Here is a 16273-nt window from a genome sequence, read left to right as displayed (position 1 = left end):
GACGACGCTCCCGGCAGCCGGTCCGTGACCACGCGCCCGCGCCCGGCCGCGGGCTATAATCGGCCCGCAATCCGGTGGGAGAAGCACGGGCCCAGGCCCGCGCTGCCGAAGGCGCAAACGCCCGTAATCGCTCAGGCCCGATACCACCGGACGCGGCAGACACTCTGGAGAGACCGCCCGGCCCGGCCGGAGACGGCGCCGAAGGGGCACGAGGCATGCGGAGACCGTCCGCACCTCCAAACTCTCAGGCAAAAGGACAGAGGGGCGCATCGCCGAAGCCGGCGAGTCCGTGCGTTGTTCCGCCCATGCGGAACCGCCTGCGGAAGCATCGGCGCGGCACCCGCCCCCTTCCGGATCCCGCCATGTCCAAGCCCGCCGCGCCCGCGCCCTCCCTGAGCGAACTCGAGCACCACGACGCGTTCGTCGAACGTCACATCGGCCCCAACGACGCCGAGATCGGGCACATGCTGGGCGTGGTCGGCCACGACTCGCTGGAGGCGATGACCGACGCGATCGTGCCCGGCAGCATCAAGCCCACCGGCGGGCTGGACCTCGACGGTTCGCTCACCGAGGTCGAGGCGCTGGCGCGGATCCGCGCGATCGCGGCGAAGAACGACGTGTTCCGCAGTTTCATCGGCCAGGGCTATTACGGCACCCACACGCCCAACGTCATCCTGCGCAACATCCTCGAGAACCCGGCCTGGTACACCGCCTACACGCCTTACCAGGCGGAGATCTCGCAGGGGCGCATGGAGGCGCTGGTCAACTTCCAGCAGATGTGCGCCGACCTCACCGGCATGGACATCGCCAACGCCTCGCTGCTGGACGAAGCCACCGCCGCGGCCGAGGCGATGACGCTGGCCCGGCGCTCGTCCAAGTCGAAATCGAACGTGTTCTTCGTCGCCGACCACGTCCATCCGCAGACGCTGGAGGTGGTGCGCACGCGCGCCGACGGGCTGGGGATCGAACTGGCGGTCGGTCCCGCCGCCGAGGCCGCGACCGCGGACAGCTTCGGCGTGCTGCTGCAGTACCCCGACACCTTCGGCGGCGTGGCCGACCACGCCGCCATCGCCGAGGCCGTGCATGCCCGTGGCGGACTGCTGGCCGTCGCCACGGACCTGCTCGCGCTCACCCTGCTCAAGGCGCCCGGCGAATGGGGCGCGGACATCGTGGTCGGCAATTCGCAGCGCTTCGGCGTGCCGTTCGGGTTCGGCGGCCCGCACGCGGCGTTCATGGCCTGCCGCGATGCGTTCAAGCGCTCCATGCCCGGGCGCCTGATCGGCGTGTCGGTCGATGCCGAGGGCAAGCCCGCCTACCGCCTGACGCTGCAGACGCGCGAGCAGCACATCCGCCGCGAGAAGGCGACCAGCAACATCTGCACCGCACAGGTGCTGCTGGCGGTGATGGCGTCGATGTACGCGGTCTACCACGGCCCCGAGGGCCTGACGCGCATCGCCCGCCGCGTGCATCGCCAGGCGGCGATCCTGGCCGCCGCGCTGCGCGCCGCCGGGGTGCAGGTGGGCGAGGCGTTCTTCGACACCCTGCACGTGACCGGCGTCGATGCCGAGCAGGTGCACCTGTACGCCAGCCACCAGCGCATCAACCTGCGCAAGATCGATGCGCACAGCGTCGGCATCGGCCTCGACGAGACGGTCACCCGCGCCGACCTTGCCGCGCTGGCGAAGATCTTCGGCGCCGACCTGGCGTCCGCCGAGATCGATCGCCTCGACGCCGCCACGCCCGACGCCCTGCCCGAAGCACTGCGCCGTCGCTCGGACTTCCTCACCCATCCGGTGTTCAACACCCACCACAGCGAGCACGAACTGCTGCGCTACATGCGCAGTCTGGCCGACAAGGACCTGGCGATGGACCGCACGATGATCCCGCTGGGCTCGTGCACCATGAAGCTCAACGCCACCGCCGAGATGATCCCGGTGACGTGGCCGGAGTTCGCCGACATCCATCCGCTGGCGCCGTCGTCGCAGACCCGCGGCTACCAGGAGCTGGTGGAATCGCTGGAGGCGATGCTGGTGGAGATCACCGGCTACGACGCGGTCAGCTTCCAGCCCAACTCCGGTGCCCAGGGCGAGTACGCCGGGCTGCTGGCGATCCGTGCGTACCACGCCTCGCGCGGCGAAGGCCAACGCGACATCTGCCTGATCCCGGAGTCCGCGCACGGCACCAATCCCGCCTCGGCGCAGATGGTGGGCATGAAGGTGGTCGTGACCCGTTGCGACGCCAATGGCAACGTCGACATCGACGACATCCGTGCCCAGGCCGGGAAGCATTCGGCCAACCTGGCCGCGATCATGATGACCTACCCGTCCACCCACGGCGTGTTCGAGGAGGACGTGGTCGAGATCTGCCGCATCGTCCATGAGCACGGCGGCCAGGTGTACACCGACGGCGCCAATCTCAACGCGCTGGTGGGCCTGGCCAAGCCTGGCCGGTGGGGCTCGGACGTCTCGCACCTGAACCTGCACAAGACCTTCTGCATCCCGCACGGTGGTGGCGGCCCGGGCGTCGGCCCGTGCGCGGTGAAGGCGCACCTGGCGCCGTTCCTGCCGCGGGCGTTTCCCGGTGCCGGCATCCCTGCGGGCGAAAGCCGGAAAGCCGCCATCCATGGCGGCCGATCAAACTCCGACAGCATGGGTGGCATGGTGTCCGCGGCCACCCACGGCAGCGCCTCGATCCTGCCGATCAGCTGGATGTACATCGCGATGATGGGCAAGGCCGGGTTGCGCAAGGCCACCCAGGTCGCGCTGCTCAATGCGAACTACATCGCCAGGCGCCTGGCGCCGCACTACCGCACGCTCTACAGCGGGCGCAACGGACTGGTCGCGCACGAGTGCATCCTCGACCTGCGGCCGCTGGAGAAGTCCGCCGGCGTGACCGCCGAGGACGTGGCCAAGCGCCTGATCGACTTCGGCTTCCATGCCCCCACGCTGAGTTTCCCGGTCGCCGGCACGCTGATGGTGGAACCGACCGAGAGCGAGTCGCTGCACGAACTGGACCGCTTCATCGACGCGATGATCCAGATCCGCGACGAGATCCGGGCGATCGAGGACGGCCACCTGGACCGCGAGGACAACCCCCTCAAGCACGCACCGCACACCGCGACGATGGCGGCCGCAAGCGAATGGACGCACGCCTATCCGCGCGAGCTGGCGGTGTTCCCGCTGCCGGTGCTGCGCCGGCACAAGTACTGGCCGCCGGTGGCGCGGGTGGACAACGTGCACGGCGACAAGAACGTGTTCTGCGCCTGCATCCCGGTGGATGCGTTCCGCGAGGACGCCGTCGCGGGCTGACCCCATGCCGGAGCGCGTGCCGGATCGCCGGCACGCGCCTGCCTGCACGGACGACGGGAACCCGTCGCGGCCGCTGCGCGGATCGCGCGGGCAAAGCGCGCGCAGTCCGTCTCGCCTGTCCGCCGCAGGCGCGCGCGCACCGGTCGCGCGACACCTGCCATCGCACCTGTGCCGTGCTGCGTCACTTGCGGCCGCGCGCGGTTGCGCGCATGCACTGCCTCTGGATGCGTCACGTCGCGGAAAAGCGGGCCAGGCGGAACGCCCGCTGGCACGGCAATTGCTTGATCGGGCGAGCCCCCCTCGTCCGGCCACGCCATGCTGATCGGCTCCTACCAACCCGCGCTGGTCGCGACCTCGTATCTGGTCGCGGCCCTGGCCGCCTACGTCGCGCTCGACATGGCCGGCCGCATCGACGCCAGCCGCGGTTGGGCGGCACGCGGCTGGCTGCTGGGGGGCGCGATCGCGATGGGGGTCGGCATCTGGTCGATGCACTTCATCGGCATGCTGGCCTTCCGCCTGCCGATCCCGCTGGGCTACGACCTGGCGATCACCCTGTACTCGCTGCTGATCGCGATCGCCAGCGCCGGCTATGCGCTGTGGGTGGTGTCCGGTCCCAGCCTGCCGCCCCGCCGCCTGGCGGTGGCCGCGATGGTGCTCGGTGCCGGCATCGCGGCGATGCACTACGTCGGCATGGCGGCCATGCGGATGCTGCCCGGCATCGACTACCACGCCGGATGGTTCGCCGCCTCGATCCTGATCGCCATGGTGTCCGCGGGCGCGGCGCTGTGGATCGCGTTCCGGCTGCGCAGCGACGGCAAGGGCGTGTTCCGCCGCCGGGTGGGCGCGGCCCTGGTGATGGGCTTCGCGATCGTCGGCATGCACTACACCGGCATGGCGGCGGCGCGGTTCCCGCCCGGCAGCATCTGCGGCGCGGCGCTGGCGGACGGGATCCCGCAGCACTGGCTGGCCAGCCTGGTCGGCACCACCACGTTCGCGATCCTGGCGATGGCGCTGGTGGTCGCGATCCTCGACCGGCGCCTGCAGGAGCGTACCTCGCTGCTGGCCAGTTCGCTGCACAAGGCCAACCAGGAGCTGACCTATCTCGCATTGCACGACAACCTCACCAAGCTGCCGAACCGGCTGCTGCTCGAGGACCGGCTCGAGCACGCGATCCGCCGCGCCGGCCGCGGCGGCGGCCGCTTCGCGCTGCTGTTCGTGGACCTGGACGGCTTCAAGGCGGTGAACGATGCCTACGGCCACCCGATCGGCGACAAGCTGCTGCTGCAGATCGCGGCGCGGCTGGCCGACCACCTGCGCGCGGGCGACACGCTCGCGCGCCTGGGCGGCGACGAGTTCGTGGTGCTGGCCGACGTGGACGGTGCGTCCGATGCCGCGGCGCTGGCGGAGAAGCTGTTGCTGCAGGTCGCAAGGCCGGTCGAGGTCGAGCACGGCGAGATCAACATCACTGCCAGTATCGGCGTGGCGCTGTTCGGCACCGACGGCGCCACCGCGCGCGAACTGCTGGCCAATGCAGATGCGGCCATGTACTCGGCCAAGGAGCAGGGCCGCAACGCCTACTGCCTGTTCGAGCCGTCGATGAACCGCGGTGCGCACGAGGAACTTGCCCTCACCCAGGACCTGCGCCGCGCGCTGGGGCACGACGAATTCTCGCTGCACTACCAGCCCAAGCTGCGCGCGCCGGCCGGTCCGCTGACGGGGGTCGAGGCGCTGCTGCGCTGGCACCACCCCGAACAGGGCATGGTGATGCCCGACCGCTTCATTCCGCTGGCCGAGAAGACCGGACTGATCCTGGAGATCGGCCGCTGGGTGATAAACGAAGCCTGCCGCCAGCTGGCGCAGTGGCGCGCGCAGGGCATCGAAATCCCCTCGGTTTCGGTGAACCTGTCCGCGACCCAGTTCCGCTCTCCGGGCCTGTTCGGCAAGATCAGCACCGCGCTGTCGGCGCATGCGGTGCCGGCCTCGTCGCTGGTGCTCGAGATCACCGAATCCACCGCCATGCACGATCCGGAAGCGAGCCTGGCGATCCTGCAGCGCCTCGCCGACCTCGGCGTGGGGATATCGATCGACGACTTCGGCACCGGCTACTCCAGCCTGCTGTACCTCAAGCGGCTCCCGGCCAGCGAGCTCAAGATCGACCGCGCCTTCGTCCGTGACCTGGTCGCCGGCGGCGAGGATGCGGCGATCGTCTCGGCGATCATCGCGCTCGGGCGCACGCTCAACCTCACGGTGATCGCCGAAGGCGTCGAGACCGAAGCGCAGCAGCACCTGCTGACCGAACTGGGCTGCACCAGCCTGCAGGGCTTCCACCTCGGACGACCCTGCCCGCCCACGGAGTTCGCTGCGCGGCTGGCCTGATCGCGGGCCTGGCGCTAGGCAGCCTCGACGATCGATTCGATCACCTTGTCCAGCGGCGCAGGCCGGCCGAGGTGGTAGCCCTGCGCCTGGTCGCAGCCGTTGCGGCGCAGCCAGTCCAGCTCCTCCGCCGTTTCCACGCCCTCGGCCACGGTGCCCAGGCCGAGTCCGTGGGCCAGCGCGATCAGCGCACGGCAGATCGACGCATTGCGCTCGTCCGCATGCACCTGGTGCACGAAACCACGGTCGATCTTGATTGAGTCCAGCGGCAGGTTGCGCAGGTAGGTCATGCTCGAAAAGCCGGTGCCGAAATCGTCGATCGCGATGCCCACGCCCGCCACCCTTAGTTCCAGCATGCGCATGCGCGCCACCTGGGGCTGGCGCAGCAGCACGCTCTCGGTCAGCTCCACGTGCAGCGCGCCACGCGGCAGCCTGTGCTCGCGCTGCAGGTCGCGGATCACCTCCGGTACGTTGTCGGCCAGCAGCTGGACGGCCGACACGTTGACCGCGATCGCCACGTCGTGGTGTCCGTGCGCGGCCACGCGGCCGTGGGCCTGCGCCGCCTGCTCCAGGGTCCAGCGCCCGATCGGGACGATCAGTCCGGACGCCTCGGCCAGCGGGATGAATACGTCCGGCGGCACGAAGCCGCCATCGCGCTGGCGCCAGCGCAGCAGCGCTTCCAGCGCCACGATCCGGCCGTCCGAGATGCGCCGGATCGGCTGGTAGTGCAGTTCGAATTCCTGCCGGTCGAGCGCCTCGCGGATCCGGCGCGCCAGCACCAGCCGCTCGCCGGCCTGCACCGCCATGATCCGGTCGTAGGCCATCACCGGAACCTGTTCCTGCCACGCCTGCAGCGCAGCCAGCGCCGCGTGCCCGGCCACCTGCTCGGCGCCCTCGCCGGGTTCGGGCCCCTCGGCGATGCCGATCGAGGCCTCGATCGGGTGCGCGCCGCCTTCCAGCTCGACCGGCGTCTCGATCGCCTGCTCCAGTTCGGACAGCAGCTGCGCGCGACGCGAGGCGTCCAGCGCCACCACCACGAACGATTGACCCGGCCAGTGACAGGCCAGGCCGAACGTCTCGCCGATCATCTCGATCCGGCCGGCCACTTCGCGCAGCATGGCATCGCCGATGCGCTGTCCGAGCGTGGGCGCCAGCCGCTCGAGTTCGCGAAGCCGTACGTAGGCGACCACGTAGCGCGTGCTGCGGCCCTCCTTGACCAGCGCATCGAGCCGCTGGGTGAGCGCCGCCAGCGTGGGCAGGCCGGTGGTGGGATCGTGGGTGGCGCGCCAGGCCAGGTCGCGTTCGTAAGCGACGCGGTCGCTCACGTCCTCGGCCAACACGAGCCGCGCCGGCCGGCCGGAGAATTCGATGCCGCTGCTGAACACGCGCACGTCCAGCAGGCTGCCGTCGCGGCGTCGATGGGTCCACACCCCGTCCACGTCCTCCGTGCCGGAACGCCGCCGCATCGATTCCAGGACCGCGCCCGCGGCCTCGGCCGGCCGGATGTCGAGGATGGTCATCGCCAGGAACTCCTCGACGCTGTAGCCGTAGGCCGATACCGCCGCGCGATTGACCGCGAGGAAGCGCAGCGTCTGCGCGTCGAACACGAAGAACGGCAGCGGGTTGCGCTCGAACAGCGCCCTGAACTGCGCTTCGGCGCGTTCGATCCGCGCACGCGCTTCGTGCAGGTCGGTGACGTCGACCACGGTGCCCGCGAACCGCCCGCCCCCACGCGCATCGCCGGCGACGCCGCCGCGTGCGCTGACCCAGCGCACGCGGCCATCCTCCAGCACCACGCGGTATTCGGCCACGTACGGTTGTCCGCTGGCATAGGCCTGCGCGAATTCCCGCTGCACCCGCTCGCGGTCGTCCGGGTGCATCCGGGCGAAGAACCGGGCCGACGGCCACACGGCGTCCACCGGCTCGAGGCCGAACATCGCCGCGGTATGCGCCGACACCCTGACGTGTTCGCCGTCGGGCTCCATCCGCCACACGCCCGTGTTCGCCGCGCGCTGCGCCTGGTCGAGCCAGTCGGCCTGGGCACCGAGTTCGTCGACCAGCGCCGCATGCGAGCGTTCGGCGGCCGCGAGCCGGTGGACCAGGAACGCCAGGCCGGCCCAGTAGAGCAGCGACACCACCAGCGAGACCAGCGCCAGCCGGTACCACGTCCCGAGCGCCTCGCCGATCCCCAGGCCCACGGACACCACCAGCGGGTACCCGCTGCCGGCACTGAACGCGCGGGCGCGGTCGAGCCCGTCGAGTGGACTGATGCTGCGCCGGGTCAGGGCCTCCGCGCCGCCCAGGATGGCGTCGGGCATCGGCAGGCGGCGCCCGACGAAGGACTGCTCCGCACCATCGGGCACGCGCGCCAGCAGCACGCCATCGCGGTCCAGCATGACGACGTTGCCGTCGCGACCGATGTCCAGGTCGCGCATCATGCCCGCCAATTCGCCGGTGCGCAGCCGCGTCAGCAGCCAGCGCGATCCGTCGTAGGGCATGGCCAGGCGCACCCACCAGCCGCCCTCGCCGTCGGCCTGCAGCGGACCGACCACCAGACCGCCGCGCTGCGACCCCCGCGACAGCCACTGCGGCAGCTGCGGATCGCCCTCGCCCGTGGACAGCGCGCGACCCTGCGCGTCGACCAGCACGATCGAATGCAGTTCCTGCTGGCGCTCGGCCACGCCCTTGATCGACTCTTCGAGCAGCAGGTCGCGCTGTTCGGGCGCCTGCGCGGCCCAGGTCGCCGCATCGGCGGCGATGCCGGAAAGGGCACGCTCGAGATTGCGAAGACCGTAGTGCAGCAGGCGATCGACGCCGGTCGCCACCGCCAGGCTCTGGCGATGCGCAGCATCGATCCGCGCCTGGCGGTCGTGCCACAGCAGCACCGCCAGCCCCCCCATCAGCAGCAGGCCCAATCCGATTCCCACGCGTCGCACCGTGGACGCCGAACCGGGTGCCCGCGCCTGCAGATGTCCTGCCATCGCGGTCATGTCCGTGAAACCACGCCTGCACCATGCCAAGCGGGGGCCCGACACGCAAGCCGCGGCGCAGCGCATTCGATGGCGATCGAACCTGTGTACGTGCGCGAGCGGATCGCGCCGCCGTTCCACCAGCGGGCAGCAGTCCGGTAGCGGCCGGTGATGCGATTGCCGCCGTGGACCGTGACGATCCGCATCCGTGGGAGACGACGCTCAGCCCTTGCGCGATGCGCGTGGCGGGCGCCCGGCCGGCAGTGGCTCGCCTTCGGCGTCGTAGGCCGGCGGTGCGTAGACATTGAGAGTGCGCAGCGGTGTGCGCCCGGTGTTGCGGATTTCATGGCGTTCGCCACGCTCGATCACCAGCAGGCTGCCCGCGCGCAACCGGCGTCGTGCACCGTCGACGATCGCCAGTCCGGTGCCGGACACCACGAACAGCCACTGGTCGGTCCCGCGATGCGCGTTGTCCGGTCCACCTTCGCAGGCGCCCGGCGCCAGCACCATTTCCGCGGCCTGCACCTTGCGGACGGTGAACGCGGGCCGGAATCCCTTGCCGAAGCGCAGATGTTTCGATTGCATCGCGTCGTCCCTCCCTTGCCGGAACGGTGCGCAAAGGCGCGTCAAGGCGCCGCGAACGGCGCCCACCGACGCGCCTTTCACGCCCGCGGCGGCATCGTGCGCGGATCGACCGGGACGGGGCGTCGTCCGCGACCCGACCGGCCCCACCAGGAAGCGCCCCATGTCCAAGACCATCGCCGTGATCGTCGGCAGCCTGCGCAAGGATTCGTTCAACGCCCGCCTTGCCGATGCGCTCGCCACGCTCGCCCCGGACGGCGTGCGGTTCAACCGCGTGCGCATCGACGACCTGCCGCTGTACAACCAGGACGACGAACAGTCGCCGCCGGCGCCGGTGAAGCGCCTCAAGCAGGAGATCCGGGAGGCCGACGGCCTGCTGTTCGTCACGCCCGAATACAACCGCTCCATCCCGGGCGTGCTGAAGAATGCGCTCGACCACGCGTCGCGCCCCTACGGCGAAAGCGTGTTCCCGGACAAGCCCGCCGGCATCCTCGGCGTGTCGATCGGTGCGATCGGCACCGCCTGCGCGCAGCAGCACCTGCGCACGATCCTGGCCTACCTCGACATGCCCACCCTCGGGCAGCCGGAGGCTTTCCTCAAGGCCGACGACGTACTCGACGATGCCGGCGGCATCGCCGAAGGCAGCCGCAAGTTCCTGCAGGACTGGATGGACGCCTATCTGGCCTGGGTCGACCAGCACGCCTGAGCCACTGCCCGGCGATAGGGGCGCCGCACACGCTATCGCGCGGCGCCACGCCGGCGCCTGCTGGACGCGCGCGCCGCACGCGACAGTCGCAGGGACAGCGCACGCAGGTGCTGCTCCAGTTCGACCGGTTCGATCACAACGAAGGACACGTCCAGCAGCGCCAGGTGGTAGGCGAGCATGTCCGGTCGCTGCGCACCGGTTTCCAGTTCGCAGCGCTGCGCGTCGAGCCTTGTCAGCTTGCCGGCCGATGCCGGAATGCGTTCGCGCATGCGCGCCAGCGGCGCATGCAGCTCGATGCGGGCCTTGACCGCATAGGGCTGCACCGAGATCGCGCGCGACACGAACGCGGCCGCATCGCCGCCGGGCACCTTGCGCGGCAGGAACCGTTCGCCATTGCCGCGCGGCATGCCGGCAATGCGATCGACGCGGAAGGTGCGCCAGTCGCCCCGGACGAGGTCCCAGGCCAGCAGGTACCAGCGCGCCTCGGTAGAGACGAGCGCGTGCGGTTCGACCCTGCGCGCGCTGCCGCGGCCTTCCTGGTCTTCGTAATCGAAATCCACCCGCTGCAGCGCGCGGCAGGCATTGGCCAGCGCGACCAGCCTGGCATGCGGCACTTCCGGCCCACCTGGCCCCAGCGGCAGCACGGCCGCATGCAGGTTGCGCACGCGCGTGCGCAGTCGCGCCGGCATCACCTGCTCGAGCTTGGCCAGTGCGCGCAACGCGGATTCCTCCATGCCGACCACCGTCCCGCCGGTGGCCATGCGCAGCCCGAGCGAGACCGCGAGCGCCTCGTCGTCCTCCAGCAGCAGCGGCGGCAGGTTGCTGCCGGCCGCGAGCTGGTAGCCGCCGGCCGTGCCGGCGCTGGACGCCACGGGATAGCCCAGGCTGCGCAGGCGGTCGACGTCGCGCCGCACGGTGCGTTCGGTGACGTCCATCCGCGCGGCCAGCTCCGGTCCGCGCCAGAACGGCCGCGATTGCAGCAGGGACAGGAGCCGCAGCAGGCGGGCGGAGGTGTCGATCATGGCCGGCAGGATGCCATGGCTTCGAGGACCGGAACTGTCCGCAAGGATGGCTAGCCTGTGGTCGACCCGCGGCGCACCTGCCGCGGACCGTGTCCGCCCACCACCGGAGAACGCCATGACCCTGAAACTCTTCGCTGCACCGATGTCCAGCGCCACCCCCGTCGTCCATGCCATCGCGGAACTGGGCCTCGAGTGCGACACCGTCATGCTCGACCTGTCCTCGGGCGAACAGAAGTCGCCTGCCTACCTCGCCATCAACCCGCACGGCGTCGTCCCCACCCTCGCCGTCGACGGCACGCCCCTGTTCGAGGCGCTGGCGATCATGCAGTGGCTGGGCGAACACCATGGTGTCGGACGCGGCCTGTGGCCGGCGGCGGGTACGCCGCAGCGCCTGGTGGCACTGTCCTGGACCACCTGGGCCTACGTGAGCTACGGCGCCCTGGTCAGCGTGCTGAACTACGCGCAGAGCCCGCAGGCCGATGAGCGCCTGCACCATGCTCCCCTCGCCGCCGAGGCCCTGTCCCGGCTCGACGCCGCGCTCGGCCGCCTCGACGCCCATCTGGCGAAGTCGCGCTGGCTGCTGGGCGAGGATTTCTCGCTCGCCGACCTGATCGTCGCGAGCGTGGTCACCTACAGTACCTACTGCGGCGTGGGCACCGATGGGCACGCGCATCTCGGGCGCTGGTTGCAGGATTTCCAGTCGCGGGAGGCGTTCCGCAGGACGTGGGGGATGGATGCGCAGGCGGAGTAGCGTTTTTCTGCTTGCTGTTGCTGTTGCTGTTGCTGTTGCTGTTGCTTGCGCCTTTGCTTTTCGAGCCGTAAAGCGAGCCGAGCACCGCAGCCGGTGGTGGCCGAAGAGGCGCCCATGTCTGAGCGCAGCGAGTTTGGGCGCCGTGCCACCGCCGGCGAGGAGCGCAGGGTACCGGCGCGGCAAAGCCGCGACGGCTCGCGTCCGGTGAAGGGGCTTTTGGTTCCTTTTGGCCCGTCAAAAGGAACTCGGGCGCGAAGCGACCGAACGCTCTGCATCTGCCTGTTTGTTCTCGTTCTCGCTGGCGAACCGGAGTCCCAATGCGAAAATCAAACGCAACAGCTTCCGCGCTGTCGCGCGGGTGACTTTTGTCTTGGCAAAAGTCACCAAAACCGCCTCCGCCGGACGCGATCCGGTCCGGCTGCGCCGGCCCGGTCCCCTGCGCTTCTCGGTCGACGGGGCACGCGGCCCAAACTCGCTGCGCTCAGACATGGGCCGCTCTTCGGCCCCGCCGCCCTGCGATGCTCGGCTCGCTTTACGGCTCGGAAGAGCCACAGCAACGGCAGCGGCAAAAGCAACGGCAACATCAACCGCAACCACACACTCCGCGCTCATGCGCGAAGACATGCCTACAGCAAGCTGGCAACGGGCGGCCGCGCCCGGAACACTACACTGATCCTCGGCGCCGCATGCCGCGCCTTGGGGATGCCGTGCTCGTGGGTGGACTGCATCGCGTGGCTCATCACCAGCAGGCTGCCGGGCATCAGGTCGATCGCGACCCGGTCGGCGTGGTCGGCCACGGCGCGGATCAGCATGCGCCGCGGCGCGCCGAGCGAGACCAGGGCGATCGGGTGGCCGTCGCGCAGCGTATGCAGCTTGTCCCCATGCATCGCCACGCTGTCCTGGCCGTCGCGGTAGAAATTCATTCCGATCGAGGAAAACGGCGCCGGCACGCGTTCGCGCACGCGCGCCAGCATGTCCGCGAGCGGCAGGTCCGCGGGCAGCGCGTCGACCGGGTAGTTCGCCAGCAACCGTGGCACGTCGACCACGCGGTCGTACATCGGGCGGCGCAGGTGGCGCCAGTCGGCCTGCGCCGAGAGCACCTCGAACCAGCGCCGCGCCGTGTCCGCATCGACGAAGCCCGGCCAGTAGCGTGCGCCGCCCTGCGCATCGTCCACCAGCTGCAGCATCGCAGGTGCGAACAGGTCGTCGCGGGAGACGCTGGCGGTGCGCATGGGAGCTTCAATGGAAATCGCGCGAGGGGGTGCGCAGATCGCCGAGCAGGTGGCTGAAATCCTGCAGGTCGCGGGCGATCAGGTGCTGCACGCCGTCGACCTGCTCCCAGCGGCCGCGTACCGCCATCAGCCGCGCGCCGAGCAGCGCCTTGCGCCGGCGCAGCGCGACGTGCGCCCACACCACCACGTTGACCATGCCGTGCTCGTCCTCGAGGGTCACGAAGATGGTGCCCTTGGCCGTGGCCGGACGCTGGCGCTGGGTGACGATGCCCGCCGCGAACGCGCCGCGGCCGTGCGGCAATGCGCGCAGCTGGCGGGAATCGAGCACGCGCTGCGTGCGTAGGCGTTCGCGCAGCAGCGCCAGCGGATGCGCGCCCAGGGTCAGGCCGGTGGCGCGGTAGTCTGACAGCACGTCCTCGCCCGGGCCCGGTTCGGGCAAGACAATCTCTTCCTCGTCAGGGCTGCCCGGCAAAAGCGGACGCTGGCGTTCCACCCCCGCCACCGCCCAGCGCGCGGCATGGCGGTGCCCGGCCAGCGACTGCAATGCACCGGCCTCCGCCAGCGCGCTGCGCGCCTTTTCGTCCAGACGCGCACGCAGGCACAGGTCGCGCACGTCGGAGAACGGCCGCTGCCTGCGTGCAGAGACGATCGCGTCGGCGACGGCTTCGGACAAGCCCGCCACCTGCCGCAGTCCCAGCCGCACCGCCGCCTGGCCGCCATCGTCGCCGCGCAGGCCGCCGCCTTCGAGCGTGCAGTCGTGCTCGCTGCAGGTCACGTCGACTGGCCGAACCTGGATCGCGGCCCGCCCGCAGGCATGCCCGCGGCGCGCGTCCTGCACGATCTGGCTCGGGGAATAGAACCCCATCGGCTGCGCGTTGAGCAGCGCGCAGGCGAACGCCGCCGGTTCGTGCCGCTTGAGCCAGCAGCTGATGTAGACCAGCTTGGCGAACGAGGCGGCGTGGCTCTGCGGAAACCCGTAGGAGCCGAAGCCCTTGATCTGTTCGAAGATCTGGTCGATGAATTCGGGCGCGTAGTGCTTCTTCAGCATCAGCTCGCGGATGCGGAGGCGATGCGGCTCCATGTCGCCGCCCTGCCGCCAGGCCGCCATCGAACGGCGCAGGTTGTCCGCCTGGCTCGGGCTGTAGCCGGCGTGGATCACCAGCTCCATCACCTGCTCCTGGAACAGCGGGATGCCGAGCGTGGGCGCGAGGATCTCCCTGATGCCCTCCGAAGGATAGGTCACCGCCTCCTTGCCCTGCCGCCGCCGCAGGTAGGGATGCACCATGTCGCCCTGGATCGGGCCCGGGCGCACGATCGCCACCTCCACCACCAGGTCGTAGTACCTCTCCGGCCTGAGCCGCGGCAGCATGCTCATCTGCGCGCGCGATTCGATCTGGAACACGCCGAGGGTATCGGCGGCCTGGATCATCGCGAAGACCCGATCGTCGTGGGGCAATGCGGCGATGTCCAGCGCATAGCCGCGATGACGCTCCACCAGTTCGACCGCCTTGCGGATGCAGGTCAGCATGCCCAGCGCCAGGCAATCGACCTTGAGCAGCTTCATGGTCTCGAGGTCGTCCTTGTCCCACTGGATGATGGTGCGATCGGGCATCGCGGCGTTTTCCACCGGCACCACGGTCGACAGCGGCGCATTGCCGATCACGAAGCCGCCGACATGCTGCGACAGGTGGCGCGGGTGGTCGCACAGCGCCTCGGTCACCGCCAGCACGCGCCGGATCAGCGTGTTGTCCGGGTCGAAGCCCGATTCGCGCAGCCGCTGCTCCATCGGCGAGCCGCCGTTGCCCCAGCCGTAGCACTCCGCCAGCAGCGCCACCTGGTCCGGCGGCAGGCCGAAGGCCTTGGCCACGTCGCGCACCGCGCTCTTGCCGCGGTAGCGGATCACGGTCGCGGCCAGCGCCGCGCGGTCGCGGCCGTACTTGGCGTAGACGTACTGCAGCACCTCCTCGCGCCGTTCGTGCTCGAAGTCGACGTCGATGTCGGGCGGTTCGTCGCGTTCCTCGGACAGGAAGCGCGCCATCAGCAGCCGGCTCTCGACCGGGTTCACCACGGTGATGCCGAGCGCGAAGCACACCGCCGAGTTCGCCGACGACCCGCGGCCCTGGCACAGGATTCCCTGCGAGGTCGCGAAGCGGACGATGTCCTCCACGGTCAGGAAGAACGCTTCGTACCGGAGCTTGGCGATCAGGGCGAGTTCGTCGTCGATCTGGCGCACCACGTCCGGCGGAGCGCCGTCGGGCCAGCGCCTGCGCATGCCGCGCAGGGTGAGTTCGCGCAGCCAGCTGGTGGGCGTGTGGCCGTCGGGCACGAGTTCGACCGGATAGGCATAGTCCAGGCCCTTGCCGAGGTCGAAGCCGCAGCGGCGGGCCAGCTGCGCAGCATTGTCGAGCAGCGCCTGGCCGCCCTCGACCACGGCGTAGATGTTGCCCAGCGCGCGCCGCGTGCGCAGGTGCCGCTCGCCGTTGCGGAACAGGTGTTGTCCGCATTCGGACAGCGGCGTGTTGTGGCGGATCGCGGTCATGGTGTCCTGCAGCGCGCGGCGGCGGCGCACGTCCATGTGCACGTCGCCGGCGGCCAGCGCGGGCATGTCGAGGCGCGCCGCCAGGTCCAGCAGTTGCGCCAGCCGCGCCTCGTCATCGTCTTCCCGGTGCAGTTCCACCGCCAGGAAGGCGCGTGCGCCGAACACCGAGCGCAGCCAGCGGCCCTGCGCGGGATCGGGTTCCGGCGCCGGGATCCACAGCGCGAACAGCCCGCACACCGCGGGGTCGACGTCGGACAGCAGCGCCTCGATGTCGGCGCGCGCGAGCCGGTAGCCCTTGCCGCTCACCGCGCGACGCGCGGTGGTGATCAGTTCGCACAGCCGGGTGTAGCCGGCGGCCGTGTCCACCAGCAGCACGCACTCGAGTCCGCATTCGAGGGTGAATTCGCTGCCGACGATGAGCTTCACGCCCGTGGCGCGGGAGGCCTCCAGCCCGCGCACGATCCCCGCCAGCGAACACTCGTCGGTGATCGCCAGTGCCTCGTAGCCGCAGGCGCGCGCGCGTTCGAACAGTTCCACCGCGCTGGCCGCGCCGCGCAGGAACGAGAAGTCGGACAGGCAGTGGAGTTCGGCGTACGCGGGCAGGTCGTCCGCCACCGGCGCATCGTCGTTGGCCGCAGCGGACAGGCGCAGGCGCTGTGCGGTTTCCCATGCGCGCGACGGCCGCCCCCCGGGCGTCTCCCGATCGACGCCGTCGACGGCATCGTCCCAGCTCATGGCTGCTGTTCCTTCCCCCGCTTGCGGGGGAAGGTGCCGAAGGCGGATGGGGGCCT

10 protein-coding genes and 1 riboswitch are annotated in these 16273 nt (G+C 70.5%); of the genes, 4 read left to right on the top strand and 6 right to left on the bottom strand.

Annotation, left to right across the window (positions count from 1 at the left end; translation table 11 throughout):
• The first annotated feature begins 154 nt into the window (after positions 1-154).
• Positions 155-270, top strand: a riboswitch (glycine riboswitch).
• A 92-nt stretch (positions 271-362) separates the two neighbouring features.
• Entirely contained in the window at positions 363-3308 is a 2946-nt protein-coding gene (gcvP, locus tag QFW81_RS13245) for an aminomethyl-transferring glycine dehydrogenase (RefSeq protein WP_280579375.1), read from the top strand.
• A 315-nt stretch (positions 3309-3623) separates the two neighbouring features.
• A complete protein-coding gene (locus tag QFW81_RS13240) occupies positions 3624-5684 on the top strand; it encodes a putative bifunctional diguanylate cyclase/phosphodiesterase (RefSeq protein ID WP_280579374.1) in 2061 nt (686 codons plus the stop codon).
• A 14-nt stretch (positions 5685-5698) separates the two neighbouring features.
• Here the strand turns inward: QFW81_RS13240 and QFW81_RS13235 are convergent, their stop codons facing one another.
• Together QFW81_RS13235 and QFW81_RS13230 are read right to left on the bottom strand one after the other, a co-directional pair.
• Complete coding sequence (locus QFW81_RS13235; protein WP_280579373.1) at positions 5699-8608, bottom strand: bifunctional diguanylate cyclase/phosphodiesterase; 2910 nt, start codon at positions 8606-8608, stop codon at positions 5699-5701.
• 264 nt (positions 8609-8872) lie between these two features.
• Positions 8873-9235, bottom strand: coding sequence for a cupin domain-containing protein (locus tag QFW81_RS13230; protein WP_280579371.1), 363 nt, complete (start codon positions 9233-9235; stop codon positions 8873-8875).
• 160 nt (positions 9236-9395) lie between these two features.
• On the opposite strand from QFW81_RS13230, the gene QFW81_RS13225 reads away from it, so the two are divergent.
• Positions 9396-9938 (top strand): NADPH-dependent FMN reductase, encoded by a 543-nt coding sequence (locus tag QFW81_RS13225; RefSeq protein WP_280579369.1) that lies wholly within the window; start codon positions 9396-9398, stop codon positions 9936-9938.
• Between the two features lie 32 nt (positions 9939-9970).
• Here QFW81_RS13225 and QFW81_RS13220 read toward each other — a convergent pair whose 3' ends face one another.
• Complete coding sequence (locus QFW81_RS13220; RefSeq protein ID WP_280579367.1) at positions 9971-10960, bottom strand: helix-turn-helix transcriptional regulator; 990 nt, start codon at positions 10958-10960, stop codon at positions 9971-9973.
• A 115-nt stretch (positions 10961-11075) separates the two neighbouring features.
• On the opposite strand from QFW81_RS13220, the gene QFW81_RS13215 reads away from it, so the two are divergent.
• Positions 11076-11711: a glutathione S-transferase family protein gene (locus tag QFW81_RS13215; protein ID WP_280579365.1), complete on the top strand. Its 636-nt coding sequence runs from the start codon at positions 11076-11078 to the stop codon at positions 11709-11711.
• Between the two features lie 234 nt (positions 11712-11945).
• Here the strand turns inward: QFW81_RS13215 and QFW81_RS13210 are convergent, their stop codons facing one another.
• From QFW81_RS13210 to QFW81_RS13200, 3 genes are all read right to left on the bottom strand, one after another.
• A complete protein-coding gene (locus tag QFW81_RS13210; protein WP_280579363.1) occupies positions 11946-12200 on the bottom strand; it encodes a hypothetical protein in 255 nt (84 codons plus the stop codon).
• Positions 12201-12337: 137 nt separating this feature from the next.
• The gene (locus QFW81_RS13205) at positions 12338-12943 is read right to left on the bottom strand and encodes an alpha-ketoglutarate-dependent dioxygenase AlkB (protein ID WP_280579362.1); all 606 of its coding nucleotides are present in this window, start codon (positions 12941-12943) and stop codon (positions 12338-12340) included.
• Positions 12944-12950: 7 nt separating this feature from the next.
• A complete protein-coding gene (locus QFW81_RS13200; protein ID WP_280579361.1) occupies positions 12951-16217 on the bottom strand; it encodes an error-prone DNA polymerase in 3267 nt (1088 codons plus the stop codon).
• Positions 16218-16273: the final 56 nt, after the last annotated feature.

The organism is Luteimonas kalidii (assembly GCF_029887935.1).
GTDB lineage: Bacteria > Pseudomonadota > Gammaproteobacteria > Xanthomonadales > Xanthomonadaceae > Luteimonas > Luteimonas kalidii.
The sequence above is the reverse complement of the archived record's forward strand: the minus strand, read 5'-3'. Positions and strand labels throughout refer to the sequence as shown.

Excerpts from the sequence above, each read along its gene's own strand:
- gcvP (WP_280579375.1), top strand. The coding sequence starts at position 363 with ATGTCCAAGCCCGCCGCGCCCGCGCCCTCCCTGAGCGAACTCGAGCAC.
- QFW81_RS13240 (WP_280579374.1), top strand. The coding sequence starts at position 3,624 with ATGCTGATCGGCTCCTACCAACCCGCGCTGGTCGCGACCTCGTATCTG.
- QFW81_RS13230 (WP_280579371.1), bottom strand. The coding sequence starts at position 9,235 with ATGCAATCGAAACATCTGCGCTTCGGCAAGGGATTCCGGCCCGCGTTC.
- QFW81_RS13225 (WP_280579369.1), top strand. The coding sequence starts at position 9,396 with ATGTCCAAGACCATCGCCGTGATCGTCGGCAGCCTGCGCAAGGATTCG.
- QFW81_RS13220 (WP_280579367.1), bottom strand. The coding sequence starts at position 10,960 with ATGATCGACACCTCCGCCCGCCTGCTGCGGCTCCTGTCCCTGCTGCAA.
- QFW81_RS13215 (WP_280579365.1), top strand. The coding sequence starts at position 11,076 with ATGACCCTGAAACTCTTCGCTGCACCGATGTCCAGCGCCACCCCCGTC.
- QFW81_RS13210 (WP_280579363.1), bottom strand. The coding sequence starts at position 12,200 with ATGTCTGAGCGCAGCGAGTTTGGGCCGCGTGCCCCGTCGACCGAGAAG.
- QFW81_RS13205 (WP_280579362.1), bottom strand. The coding sequence starts at position 12,943 with ATGCGCACCGCCAGCGTCTCCCGCGACGACCTGTTCGCACCTGCGATG.
- QFW81_RS13200 (WP_280579361.1), bottom strand. The coding sequence starts at position 16,217 with ATGAGCTGGGACGATGCCGTCGACGGCGTCGATCGGGAGACGCCCGGG.